Source organism: Pseudarthrobacter sp. O4 (assembly GCF_050157025.1).
Classification (GTDB): domain Bacteria; phylum Actinomycetota; class Actinomycetes; order Actinomycetales; family Micrococcaceae; genus Arthrobacter.
The window spans coordinates 3,881,035-3,893,371 of sequence record NZ_CP189591.1; the positions used below are offsets into that span (position 1 = coordinate 3,881,035).

The 12,337-nt window shown below is 67.4% G+C and carries 11 protein-coding genes; 2 read left to right on the forward strand and 9 right to left on the reverse strand.

Annotated elements, in window-relative coordinates; genetic code table 11:
* Positions 1–6 precede the first annotated feature (6 nt).
* Positions 7–837, forward strand: coding sequence for a metal-dependent hydrolase (locus ACQCSU_RS17965; protein WP_426979839.1), 831 nt, complete (start codon positions 7–9; stop codon positions 835–837).
* Between the two features lie 44 nt (positions 838–881).
* Here the strand turns inward: ACQCSU_RS17965 and ACQCSU_RS17970 are convergent, their stop codons facing one another.
* Positions 882–1,259: a hypothetical protein gene (locus ACQCSU_RS17970; protein WP_426976600.1), complete on the reverse strand. Its 378-nt coding sequence runs from the start codon at positions 1,257–1,259 to the stop codon at positions 882–884.
* A 60-nt stretch (positions 1,260–1,319) separates the two neighbouring features.
* On the reverse strand, positions 1,320–2,408 hold the full coding sequence (locus ACQCSU_RS17975) for a metallophosphoesterase (RefSeq protein ID WP_426976601.1): 1,089 nt from the start codon (positions 2,406–2,408) through the stop codon (positions 1,320–1,322).
* A 166-nt stretch (positions 2,409–2,574) separates the two neighbouring features.
* Between ACQCSU_RS17975 and ACQCSU_RS17980 the strand changes: the two genes are divergently transcribed.
* Complete coding sequence (locus tag ACQCSU_RS17980) at positions 2,575–3,285, forward strand: response regulator transcription factor (protein ID WP_426976602.1); 711 nt, start codon at positions 2,575–2,577, stop codon at positions 3,283–3,285.
* Between the two features lie 12 nt (positions 3,286–3,297).
* On the opposite strand, the gene ACQCSU_RS17985 is transcribed toward ACQCSU_RS17980, so the two are convergent.
* From ACQCSU_RS17985 to nirB, 7 genes are all read right to left on the reverse strand, one after another.
* Positions 3,298–4,707, reverse strand: coding sequence for a sensor histidine kinase (locus ACQCSU_RS17985; protein WP_426976603.1), 1,410 nt, complete (start codon positions 4,705–4,707; stop codon positions 3,298–3,300).
* A gap of 311 nt (positions 4,708–5,018) precedes the next feature.
* Positions 5,019–5,252: a hypothetical protein gene (locus tag ACQCSU_RS17990; protein ID WP_426976604.1), complete on the reverse strand. Its 234-nt coding sequence runs from the start codon at positions 5,250–5,252 to the stop codon at positions 5,019–5,021.
* A gap of 53 nt (positions 5,253–5,305) precedes the next feature.
* A complete protein-coding gene (deoC, locus tag ACQCSU_RS17995) occupies positions 5,306–6,043 on the reverse strand; it encodes a deoxyribose-phosphate aldolase (RefSeq protein ID WP_426976605.1) in 738 nt (245 codons plus the stop codon).
* A 182-nt stretch (positions 6,044–6,225) separates the two neighbouring features.
* Positions 6,226–7,086, reverse strand: a complete 861-nt coding sequence (locus tag ACQCSU_RS18000; protein WP_426976606.1) for an FAD-dependent oxidoreductase — start codon at positions 7,084–7,086, stop codon at positions 6,226–6,228.
* A gap of 147 nt (positions 7,087–7,233) precedes the next feature.
* On the reverse strand, positions 7,234–8,337 hold the full coding sequence (locus ACQCSU_RS18005) for a uroporphyrinogen-III synthase (protein ID WP_426979840.1): 1,104 nt from the start codon (positions 8,335–8,337) through the stop codon (positions 7,234–7,236).
* Positions 8,338–8,438: 101 nt separating this feature from the next.
* On the reverse strand, positions 8,439–9,473 hold the full coding sequence (gene cobA, locus ACQCSU_RS18010; protein WP_426976607.1) for a uroporphyrinogen-III C-methyltransferase: 1,035 nt from the start codon (positions 9,471–9,473) through the stop codon (positions 8,439–8,441).
* A 2-nt stretch (positions 9,474–9,475) separates the two neighbouring features.
* The gene (nirB, locus tag ACQCSU_RS18015) at positions 9,476–12,232 is read right to left on the reverse strand and encodes a nitrite reductase large subunit NirB (RefSeq protein ID WP_426976608.1); all 2,757 of its coding nucleotides are present in this window, start codon (positions 12,230–12,232) and stop codon (positions 9,476–9,478) included.
* Between the last annotated feature and the right edge of the window lie 105 nt (positions 12,233–12,337).

The following is a 12,337-nucleotide window of genomic DNA, read 5'->3' on the forward strand; positions in this document are numbered from 1 at the left end:
CCCGTGATGGGAGGACACCACGCGGCGTCGGGAGCCGCGGCGTGGGTGGCTATTGCCTCAACCGGGCCGTACGCCCTGGGCTGGTATCCGCTGGACGCCACCGGGATCGTGATCGGCGGGATGGCGACGGCGGGGACGGCCCTGGTCTGCGACTGGGACCACCGCTCCAGCACGGTGGCGCATTCGCTGCCGCCGCTGTCCAATGTGATCGCCGTCGGCATCGAGAATGCCAGCGGCGGGCACCGGCAGGGCACGCATTCCCTGCTCGGTGCGGCGTTCTTCGTGCTGCTCGCGGCCATGGCCGGGCAGCTCCAGCTGCAGACAGAGTGGGGACTGCTGTCCCTCGGCGCCGGCCTGCTGTGCATGTTCATGATCAATATCGCGGCCAAGGCCTTGAAGCTCTTCCCGAAGTACGGCTGGATCAGCAACTGGGTCTTCGCCCTGGCCATGGCCGGGCTGGTGACGTGGCTCGCGCCGCACCAGTGGACCTGGCTCCCGGTCTCGATGCTCACCGGGGTGCTGGTGCACATCGTGGGGGATATGATCACGACCGGGGGAGTGCCGCTGCTGTGGCCGCTGGTGATCAAACCGCCGAAGTTCCTCCGGAAGGTGCCGCTGTTCAAGGACGTCTGGAAGGCCAACGGGGCATTCTCCATCCCGCTGCTGGGCCGCGCCGGTTCACGGCGGGAATGGTTCGTGCTGATCCCGGTCAGCGCCTACGCCATGATCGGCATGTTCGGCGCAGCGCTGGCCCTCGGCAAGGCACACTTCCCGGCCGCCGTCGCACTCGTTAGCGAGCTCGTCAGCAGCGTGTTCGGCCGGTCCCTGGCCGGCTAGTGTACCGTGTCATTGATTCCTTCAGGTCTAGTTTCGGTCAGCTCTCAGTCTGCGTCCAATTCCTCTTCTTTCGAGAGTGCTTCCACGAACTCGGGAGGCAAGGGGAGGCCGCTTGATGGGTAGAGGAACAGGGCCAGCGATATGGAGTCGGTTGTGGTCAGAAACATTTCAATGGGCTCGGTCCGGCCCGCGGTTTCAAGGATTAGGGTGAAGCCTTCGGTCCCCATGCTGGGGCGGAGAGACCATCTCTCCAGCGCCGGCGCAATATCCTGGTCCATCACTACGTGGTCTCCGCAGAGATCCCAGTGCGCACCGGAGTCGATCTTCGCCTTGTGCTCGGCACAGACGTAGACCTCGTGAAAATCGGCGCTTCTATGCCCCGCCACCACGAAGGCGGAGCCGGGATTCTGGCATCGGAGCACGGAACAAGTCCTCATGCTTGCTACGTTACTGAGGAGAAAGTGAGAAAAGGCTGAGCAGGGTCAGTACCGGGCGATGGTGAATGCGTCGGTGAAGGTGTAGCCCTTGGCCGGGACCAACCTGGCGGAGAGCTGGTCTGCTGTTGCTGTCACGTCCAGGGTCCCGAAGGCCGGGTCGCGGTTCCCGCCGGACCAAGTGGTGAAGTATCCGGCTTCCGAGTCGTTGTTGTTCACATCGTAGAGGCTTTCGCCGCCAACACCGACCGTGACGAATACCGTTCCGGCGCCCTTGGCCATGCTGGAGTCGGAATCGGTGATGCAGTTTGGCGAAAGTTCATTGGGTACCAGGGCAGGGCAAGCCGTGCCGAGAGCGAGCTGGTGGGTGCGCTGGTAGATGTGGTCATGGCCGGTCAGTACCAGATCCACTTTCTTCTCCAGCAGCATGGTTGCGAAGTCCTGGCCGACCTTGCAGTCGTATTTGCCCACGCTCAGGCACGGTGCGTGCATGCCGACGACCGTCCAGGGAATCTTCGCGGCTGTGGCCCCGTCGATGGCGTTCGTGGTCCAGTTCCAGCGGTCGCTGCCCTTGGAAAAGTCCAGGTGTTGCTGGTTCTGGAAGTCGATGCCCGGTGAGACCATGACGAACCGCACCAGGGGGTTCGTCTCGGGGACATCGACATACCATTGCGTTCCGTACTCGCCCTGGATTCCCGGCAGCTTGTTGGGCAGGCACTTGACGATGTTGGCGATGTCGCCGTCGCTGCCGTCGCTTTCGTGGTTGCCGGTGAGGACTTCGTACGGGAAGTTTTCGCCGAGCTTGCCCTTGACCATGTCGCAGAACTGCTGTTCGATCCCGGCTTTGTAGGTGAAGTCGCCGAGGGCGAGGTTGAACTGGGGTTTGAGGTCGGCGATGGTGTCCAGCACGTGCTGGGAGGTTTTCTTGACGCCGATGTCACCCTGGGTGGTGAAGTGCACCGACGCCGCCGCATTCGCCGGAGCGGACAGTGTCGGTTCCGAAGGGCCGGGCGTGGCCGAAGAGCCCGGCGGCGACGGCGCCGGGCCGCCCGCCTCGCACCCCGCCAGAAGCAGAGCCAGACTGACTAAAGCCGCAGTGAGGATGGTGCCCGTTCCGCGCTTTGCTGAGTTCCTCATGGTGCCTCCTGCCGGATCCGGAAATCATGAATACGATGCATTACCAGCGTCGCCCGGCGGTGCTGAGAGATCACTGAGCACCGCCGGCGTCGACCCGGACCGGAGGTTTCTCAGGTTCGGCTCAAACCGTTGCGACATACTGCCTGTATGAAGGAGAGGGGTCCCGATGAGGATTCTGGTCGTGGAGGATGAAAAGGGTCTCGCCGAAGCGGTCCGCCGGGGACTGACGAATGAAGGGTTCGTCGTGGACGTCATGCACGACGGCGTCAGTGGTCTGTGGGCGGCGACGGAAAATCCTTATGACGCGATCCTGTTGGATCTGATGTTGCCGCTTATGAACGGTTATGAGGTCCTGAGCGTGCTTCGGGAACGCAAGGTCTGGACTCCGGTGCTGATGCTCACGGCGAAGGACGGCGAGTACGATCAGACCGATGCCTTCGATCTGGGGGCTGATGACTATCTGACAAAGCCATTTAGCTTTCTCGTGCTGGTGGCACGGATCCGGGCGCTGATCCGCCGCGGGGCGCCTGAGCGTCCCGTGGTGTTGACGCTGGGTACCCTGACGCTGGACCCTCTTCTTCGCAGCGTCCGTCGGGGGGACACGGCGATCAAACTCACCCCGCGGGAATACGGGCTCCTGCAGTACCTCATCCGGCGTCACGACCAGGTCGTGACGAAGGCGGAAATACTCGACAACGTTTGGGACCCCGCTTTTGAGGGCGGCGACAACGTAGTGGAGGTCTACATCGGCTACCTCCGGCGCAAGATCGACGCTCCCTTCGGCGTGCAGACATTGTCCACGGTCTGGGGGATGGGCTATCTGCTCAGCGCCGACGGGGACCCGGGGAACGTTTCCCCCCGATCCTCCGGGACGTAGTGGCGCCGCGCCTCACACGTTAGGTCCGGGGAATTCCAGCTCGAAGCGGCAGTGGCCCAGCGGGCTTTCGGTGGCGCGGATAGAGCCGTGATGGGCTGACATGATTCCGGCCGCAATGGCTAATCCCAGTCCGCTTCCACCGCCTTCCCGGGACCTGCTCTCGTCGAGCCGGACGAACCGCTCAAAGACCCGTTGCCGGTCCGCTTCGGGCACCGGGTCGCCGTCGTTGTCCACGGTGATAACCGCGCCGGCTCCGGCCTCACCTGAGTTCAGGCTGATCTGGATCCGCGAGAAGGCGTACCGGTCGGCGTTGTCCAGGACGTTTCGAAGTACCTGTCCCACCCGGCGCGCGTCCCCGCTGATCCGCACGGGGGTGAGATCTGCTGTGATGACGTGTGTGCTTGTGGAGCGGAGCCTGCGGGTTTCGCGGTCTACGACGTCGTCGAGGTCAACGTCCTCCTCGTTGAGCCGAAAGCCCCCGTCATTGGCCTTGGCGAGGGTCAGAAGGTCTTCGACGAGGTAGTGCATGCGGGACGTCTCTTCGGCGAGAATGTCCGTCAGTTCGTGCCAGGTCTCGCCCGACGGGTCCGCGGCAGCGACCTCCACCCCGGCGCGCAGCGTCGCCAGGGGACTGCGGAGTTCGTGGCTGGCGTCCGAAATGAACCGGCGCTGCTCGCGGTCCGAGGACTGCAACCGTGCCAGCATCTTGTTCATGGTTAGCGCCAGAGACTGAATCTCGTCGTTGGTACGCGGAACGTCGACTCTTTCGTCCAGGCGCGCGCCGTCGATGTTGGAGACCTGCCCGCGGATCCTTTCCACCCGTTGCAGAGACCGCCCCACCAGTAGCCAAACCGAGACGCCGACCACAAGCAGCAGCAATGGAGTAGCGCCGAGCAGGAACCAGGAGACTGTGGAAACCGTTTCCGCCAGGAGCTGTACCGGGGACGCGACGACCACCGTGTAGGGCCCGTCGTCCAGCCGGACAGCGGTCGCGATGATCCGGAAGTCATCGGGGTCGCCGAGGCTCTCCAGGCTGGATACATCCTCCGTCAGGATCTGGTCCGGGGCAGGCCGCAGGGAGGTCAACGGCCGGTCCCCCGCGGTGGGCACTGACGCGGCCACGACGGCGCCGGCCGGGTTCAGGATTTGGACGATCTGTCCTCCGTGCGCGGTGGCGGCAATGTACCGTCCTGCTTCGGCGACATCCTGGTCCTGAATCTGGACGATGACTTCCAGGGCCTCGTGCCGGGCGGCCGACTCGGTCGAGGCGATCAACGCCCCCTGGAGCAGGACCAGAAGGGTGACCCCGCCGACCAGCAGCGCCATGGCGACGACGCCTAGGGCCGTCGCTGTGGCGCGCTTGCGAACTCCCCACTCTCCCCTGCGGGACGCGGGCCGACCGGCAAAGGGCTCGACTTTCATGTTTCAAGAATGGGCTAACAGTTGGTCACCGACAACTGGCCCCGTCCGGCTCTCAGCTCCGGCACAGGTACCCTAAGACGCTACTCAACGGTGGCGGACCACACCGGATCCACAGCCAACCATCGCGGCGGCGCCGGCAAACATTCAACCGTTATGAAAGGAACCGATCATTGCCACATAAACCATGACTCAAGTCTGATCGAAACCAGACCTAAAGGAATCAACGACACACTACAGTAGCGGTGCGCGGTTCTTAGACGACTGAAGCTCCGGAAAAACCCGGAGCTTCAGTCGATTAATTATTGCGGTGCCTAGCTCTCGCCAGCCGAGTCCGAGCGGCCGAGGATGGTCTGGGGGATCCAGAACGAACCGGCGAACAGGGCCAGGCAGGCGGCCATCGGCCACGGGTTGCCCAGCGTCAGGAAGGACAGCGAGTACAGGGAAGCGAGGAACAGGACCATCATCACGGAAAAAATGACAATGGTGGAGCCGAGGCCGTTCTCGGCCTGCGGGTTCTGCTGGGTCTTCGCGGTGTTGCTGGACATTCGTTCCTCCTCGGCCCCGGGGGGCTCAAAACTGTGGCGGCTGCCGGAGCGGATCAGTACGCGGACGAACCCTGTTCGCCCTTGACGATCGCGATGCCGGAGCTGGCGCCAATACGTGTTGCACCAGCAGCAATCATAGCCTGTGCATCGGCCCGGGAACGCACGCCGCCGGAGGCCTTGACGCCGAGCGTGGGGCCCACCGTGCGGCGCATCAGGGCGACGTCCTCGGCCGTGGCTCCGCCGCCGTTGAAACCGGTGGAGGTCTTCACGAAATCGGCACCGGCTTCCACTGCGGCCTCGCAGGCCAGGACCTTCTGTGCATCATCCAGCAGGGCGGTTTCAATGATGACCTTGAGGATGGCCCCACCGTCGTGGACGGCTTCGGCGACGGCGGCGATGTCATCGACCAGGGCGCCCTTGTCGTTGGCGCGGGCGGCGGCGATATCGATGACCATGTCGACCTCCTCCGCGCCGTCCAGCACGGCACCGCGGGCTTCGAAGGCCTTGACGTCGCTCGGGGTGGCGCCCAGCGGGAAGCCGACCACGGAACACGTCAGCACGCCGGAACCCTTCAGCGCTGTCTTGACCTTCTTGACCCAGATGGGGTTGACGCAGACAGACTTGAACCCGAATTCGGCGGCCTCCGCGCAGACCTTGAGGATCTCGGCCTCGCTGGCCTCCGGCTTGAGCAGGGTGTGGTCAATGTAGGAGGCAATGCTGACGGCGCTGTCCCCGGACTCCTGACCGGCGGGGGCGGCGCTTCCGGCGGCCGTGGGGGCTTCGTTGCTCATGGTGGTCCCTTTCCTGGCGGGCCGTGGACTGTCTTGTCCCTCTGGGAGGTTGTCCCTCTGGGAGGCCCCGGGGGCCTGCCGACACCGCGGCTCTCGTGGCTTCTCGGTGTCCATCTTGCCATAACAGGAACACGCTCCGGCGGCCCCGGCGGCCGCCCCGGCGGCGGCTCCGGCGCGCGCGGCTAGGCTGCCCTGACGAGGGGGTCAGCCAGGGTGGCCTGGAGCAGCTGCGAGGCGCAGACCGAGGCGGCGGACGCGGCGGCCACGAGCAGTCCCAGCCGCACGCCGTCGAACGCGGCAGCATCCCCGATGGCCCAGATGCCCGGCACCGAGGCGCGGAAGTCCTGGCCGATCACGATGCCGCCCCGGGGAGCGGTCTTGAGCCCGGCACTCACCGAGAGGGCGTCGCGGGCGATCCGTTCCTCCGCCAGGACCACCAGGTCGCCGTTCATGCGGGAACCGTCTTCGAACACGACGCCGGCCGCCGGCAGCATTGAGCCGGCAAGGTTCGGAACGACGGCCGCGGGACGCTGCGTGGTGCGGACGGGACGGACGCCCCGGGCGCGGAGCACCGCTTCCGCCTGCCCGGCGGCAGTTCCGGTGCCCACGAGGATGCCCAGGGGCCGCCTGCCGAGGACCCGGGTGACGTCCCTGACGGCCTCGCCCAGCCGGGTGGCGTCGTCGATCGTGGAGTAGCTGAGGCACCGGCCGGCGCCTTCCAGCGGCGCTCCGGACGGGGAGGAACCGGTGGCGATGACCAGCTGGTGGTAGCTGAACTCCAGGCCGTCCGCCGTGGTCACCCGCCGGGCGTCGGGATCGATGTAGCTGACCGGCTGGCCGAAGCGCACTGAAACCTGCGGAAGGGCGGCGAGCTCCAGGAACTCGGCGGGGGCGTTGTCCCGGTTGCTCAGTACCGTGATTCCGCCGGCGAAGGGTGTCCGGGTGAGCTGCCGGACGAGGGCATGGGCGGCCGGCCCGGCCCCTGCAATGACGAGCCGGGGCCGGGTCTGGGAATCGGGCCTTGCGGTGGAGGTGGCGGACATGGTGGGCCCTTTCGCTGGTGGCCGGTGGTGTGGCCTTCGTGCTTGATGCACCCAGCGTAGGCGTACGGTTTTTCCGGCGTGTTTCCCGGGTGTTGCGGTTTTTTCGCTGCCCGTTCGCCAATGTTTACCCGCCGGTAACAGCCTGCGTCACACGCGGATCCGGTAGCCGCGCTTCACCACGGTTTCCACGAGGCCGCCGTCCGGCAGCGAGGAGCGCAGCCGGCTGACCGTCATGTCCAGGGCATGGACGGACCCGCGCAGTTCCAGCAGTTCGGACAGCGCCTCCCGGGAGAGCACGGCCCCGCCGGCGCCCAGCAGGGCCCCCAACAGCAGCAGCGGGGCCGGCGCCATGTCCACGGCCTCGCCGTCGATCCGCAGCGAGCGGCCGCGGAGCTCCACGCTGCCCGAGGGCGTGTCCAGCCGGCGGACGTGGTTCAGGGCCAGGTGTTCGACGACCAGCCGGATCAGGGCGCCCATCCGGAACCGCTCCGGGACCAGCGGCTGCACGCCGGCGTCGAGCAGCGGCTGAGCCGTGACCGGACCCACGACGGCGGTGGCGACGTTCGTTTTGAGGCTCTCCACGAGCTGTTTGTACAGGCCCATTTCGTGCGCCGTGCTCCACATCGCGTCCACGGCCGGGGCGCTCGTGAAGGTCAGCACGTCCAGATTGCTGCTGCAGGCGGCCTCGATCAGCCGCGGCAGCCGGTCGGCGCCGTCGGGCTTGACCCAGCGGTACGGGGTGACGGTCAGGACGGTGGCGCCGGACATCCGCAGCCGCTCCAGCTGGCGCACGTCGGTGTAGCCGTGCAGCTGGACGGCCACGGTCTTGCCGCGCACCCCTTCGGCAAGGAGCATGTCCACCAGTGTCGCGGTGGTTTCGTCGCTGCTGATCCCGACGTCGGCGAGTCCGGCCGCGCGGACCGCACCGCGGGCCTTGGGGCCGCGGACGAACATCCGGGTGGCGCCCAGGGTTTCGAGGAGCTGTTCGCCGATGCCGAAGGTGTCCGCGGCCTCGCACCAGCGGCGCATCCCGTAGGCGGTGGTGGCGATGCAGAGCTCGGGCCGGGCATCGATGATGGCCCGGGTGTCCTCGATCAGTCGCAGGTCCTCCTGCACCGGGGCGATCTTCAGCGCCGGTGCATGCAGCACCTCGGCGCCGCGCCGTTCCAGGGCCTCGATCAGGTCCTGGGAGCGCCGGTGCGAGGTGACGCCGATCCGGAACCCCTCGAGGGGCAGTTCCGACTTCGCCAGGGCGTCCTCGGGGCCGACGGCGTCCGGGGCCCCGAGGACTCCGGACCCGGCAGCTCCGGAGAGGGCAGCCGGAGCAATGGCATTGAGCGCACTCACGGCTCTCACGCGCCCATCAGCGACGCGGCGAGGCGGTCCAGCTCGGCGGTGGCTTCGGCGCAGCCCCGGTTGGCCTCGGCCACCCGGACGACGTCGCCGATCACCAGCACGGCCGGGTTGGTGCAGTCCGCGGCTGCGGTGGTGATGGTGCCGAGTTCGGCGATGGTGGTGCGCTGGCCGGGACGGTAGCCGCGTTCGACGACGGCCATCGGCATGTCCGCCCGCATCCCGGCGCGGCGCAGGCCGGCGGCGAGCTGGTGCAGCGTGCCGATGCCCATCAGGACCACGATGGTCCCGCCGAGCCCGGCAAGGTGCGTGTGTTCCTTCTCGGTCAGCGGGGCGTGGCCGGAGACCACGGTGAACATGTGGCTGACCTCGCGGTGGGTGACCGGGATCCCGGCCGCGGCGGGGACGGAGATGGCGCTCGTGACGCCGGAGATGACCCGGACGGGCACGCCGGCCTTCACACAGGCCGCCACTTCCTCGCCGCCACGGCCGAACACGTACGGGTCGCCGCCCTTGAGCCGCACCACGTTCCTGCCTCCCAGGGCGGCTGCCACCATGAGTTCCTCGATCCCGGACTGGCTGACCGGGTGGTGGCCGGGCCGCTTGCCTACGTCCACCAGTTCGGCAGTGCTCAGCGAGGGAAGTTCCTGGTACGGGGCGAGCCGGTCGTAGAACACGACGTCGGCGTCCCGCAGTGCCTTGATGGCCGCCACGGTCAGCAGTTCGGTGGTTCCGGGGCCGCCGCCTACGAGAGTGACGTGGCCGGCGGGTCCGGCGGCGGGCTCGGCGGAGACGGGGATGCCGGTCCCGCGGCAGCGCTCCAGCAGGGCATCCCAGCCGGGCTGGCCGTCGTCGACCGCGGCCACGAGGAAGGGCCGTTCCGGCAGGGGGCCGTCGTTGGACGAGCCGCCGGGAGCGGTGAGCCGGGAGACAATGGCGCCGGCGGCTTCATAGCGCCGGACCGCCTGACGGGCGGCGGGGTCGGAGCCGGTGACGAGGACTTCGCGGCCGCTGAGATCGATGCTGAGCTGCATGGTTAGACCTTGCTTTCCTGGGCGGAGCTGTCCCGGTCGGGGCGTCCGGTGGCGGTGCTGCCAGTAACGGCGGCGTCGGCTGGCCTCATGGGGATGGAAGCTCCGATCAGCACTGGTTCCTGGCTGGCGCGTGTCTGAACGGCGAGCGCCTTCTCCTCGGCGGTGGCCGGACGCATCTGCCCGCGCTCGTCCGGGACGAAGGTGATGGAATCGTCCTTCTGGTCGGGGGCGTTGACGAAGGAGCGGAACCGGCGCAGGCGCTCGGGATCCTTCAGGGTGTCGGCCCACTCGTCCACGTAGGTGTCAACGTGCCTGGCCATGGCGGCTTCGAGTTCCTCGGCGATGCCCAGGGTGTCGTGCACCACCACGTCCTCGACGTGTTTGATGCCGCCGTCGAGCTCCTCCTGCCACCGGGCGGTGCGCTGCAGGCGGTCGGCCGTGCGGATGTAATACATGAAGTAGCGGTCGATGTACTTGAGCAGCGTTTCGTCGTCGAGGTCCTTGGCCAGCAGCTGGGCGTGCGCCGGGGTGGCGCCGCCGTTGCCGCCGACGTACAGGTTCCAGCCGTCCGCGGTGGCGATGACGCCGACGTCCTTGCCGCGGGCCTCGGCGCATTCGCGGGCACAGCCGGAGACGCCCATCTTCAGCTTGTGCGGGCTGCGGAGGCCGCGGTAGCGCAGCTCCAGCTGGATGGCCATGGCCACCGAATCCTGCACACCGAAGCGGCACCAGGTGGAACCGACGCAGGACTTCACCGTGCGCAGGCTCTTGCCGTAGGCCTGGCCGGACTCGAACCCGGCGTCCACGAGTTCCTTCCAGATCTCCGGAAGCTCCTCCAGCCGGGCGCCGAACATGTCGATTCGCTGGCCGCCGGTGATCTTGGTGTAGAGGTTGTACTTCTCGGCCACGGCGGCGATCACGCCGAGCTTCTTCGGAGTGATCTCGCCGCCGGCGATCCGGGGGACCACGGAGTAGGTGCCGTCCTTCTGCATGTTGGCCAGGGCGCGGTCGTTGGTGTCCTGCAGGGTGCCGCGGCCGGCGTCCAGGACGTAGGCGCTGTTCTGGCTGGCCAGGATGTTGGCGATGGTCGGCTTGCAGATATCGCAGCCTTCGCCGGTGCCGTACTTGGCCATGACCTCCTCGAAGGAGGTGAGTTCCAGGACGCGAATGGTCTCGAAGAGTTCCTGGCGGGACAGCTCGATGTGTTCGCAGAGTGCCTTGGAGACGGCGACGCCGGACTTGGTCAGTTCGGTTTCGAGCAGCTTCTTGAGCATCGGCACGCAGGAACCGCAGCTGGTCCCGGCGCGGGTGCAGCCCTTCAGCTCGCCGAGCTCCTGGACGGGAGCGTTGCCGTCGCAGGCCCCGCAGCCGTTGACGGTGTCGCGGATGGTTCCGGCAGCCACGTTGTTGCAGGAACACAGGATGGCGTCGTCCGGAAGCTCGGTGTCCGGGGCCTCGCCGCCGCCGGCCGCGGTGAGGTAGGCGCCGGGTTCGGCGGCCAGTCCGCGGCCCAGCATGGGCCGCAGGGAAGTGTACGGGGTGGCGTCGCCGACGAAGATGCCGCCGAGCAGGGTCTTGGCATCGTCCGTGGTGACGATCTTCTGGTAGACGCCGCGCGCGGGGTCGGCGTAGACGATCTCGAGGGCGCGCTCGGTTCTGGCGAAGGCGTCGCCGAAGCTGGCGACGTCGACGCCGGAGAGCTTGAGTTTGGTGGCGGTGTCGAAGCCCGGGAAGGTCGCAACGCCCCCGTGCAGCCGGTCCGCGACGATCTCGGCCATGGTGTTGGCCGGGGCCACGAGGCCCAGGCACATGCCGCCGAAGTTGGCCACCTCGCCGATCGCCCAGATCCCGGGCACTTCGGTGGAGCAGTCGTCGGAGATGACGACGCCGCCGCGCGGGCCGAGCTGGAACTGCGGGGCGGTGCCTTCGGTTTCCGGGCCGTTGGCCGCGCGGAACAGTTCGTCGCGGGGCTTCACGCCGATCGCGACGATCACGAGGTCGGCTTCGATGATGCGGCCGTCGGCCATGAGCACACCGGTGACCTGGCCGTCGTCGTCGGAGATTACTTCGGAGGGGAACACGCCGCCGTGGACGGTGAATCCCTTGGCCTCGATCAGGCGGCCAAGGGCCTGCCCGGCGCCCTCGTCCAGCTGGGTGTTCATGAGCCAGGGGGAGCCGTTGATGACGATGGGGTTGGCGCCGAGCTGCTCGGTGCCGGCCGCGGACTCGAGTCCCAGGAGGCCGCCGCCGATGGTGACGGCGTTGACCCGGCGGCCGAGTTTGGCCGTCAGCTCCGCGATCGCCTTGTTGATGGCCCGGACGTCCTCCAGGGTGCGGTAGACGTGGGTGAGTTCGGAACCGGGGATGGGCAGGCGGGCCGCGTCGGAACCGGTGGCGACGACGAGCTCGTCGTAAGGGTACACGGTGCCGGCCGCGGTGGTGACGTTCTTGCCGGCGGTGTCGACGCCGGTGACGCGCTCGCCGGTCTTGAGGCTGAGGGCCTCGTGGTCCCACATGGAAGCGCTGCCGAGGGTGAGGTCCACGCCGCTGTCCGTGAGGGCCTTGCTCAGCGCGACGCGGTCGTAGGGGAGGTGCGCTTCCTCGGTGAGGACCGTCACGTGCCAGCCGTCGAGGCCCCGGGAGTGCATGGCATCGGCGAAGCGGTGGGCGGCAGGACCGCCGCCGGCAACCACGATGCGGCGCGGTGTTGTAGTGCGCTCTGCGCCCTGGTTCTGGGGGCTTGAAGTCTGTCCGGTCACTGTGGGCCTTTCGCATGGGCCGCAGTCGGTGCTCTGCGACCTTCTCAATCGAAGTGTCCCTCCAGACTAGGCAAGCGCAGTTTCGCTTCAGTTTCCCTTATGTTT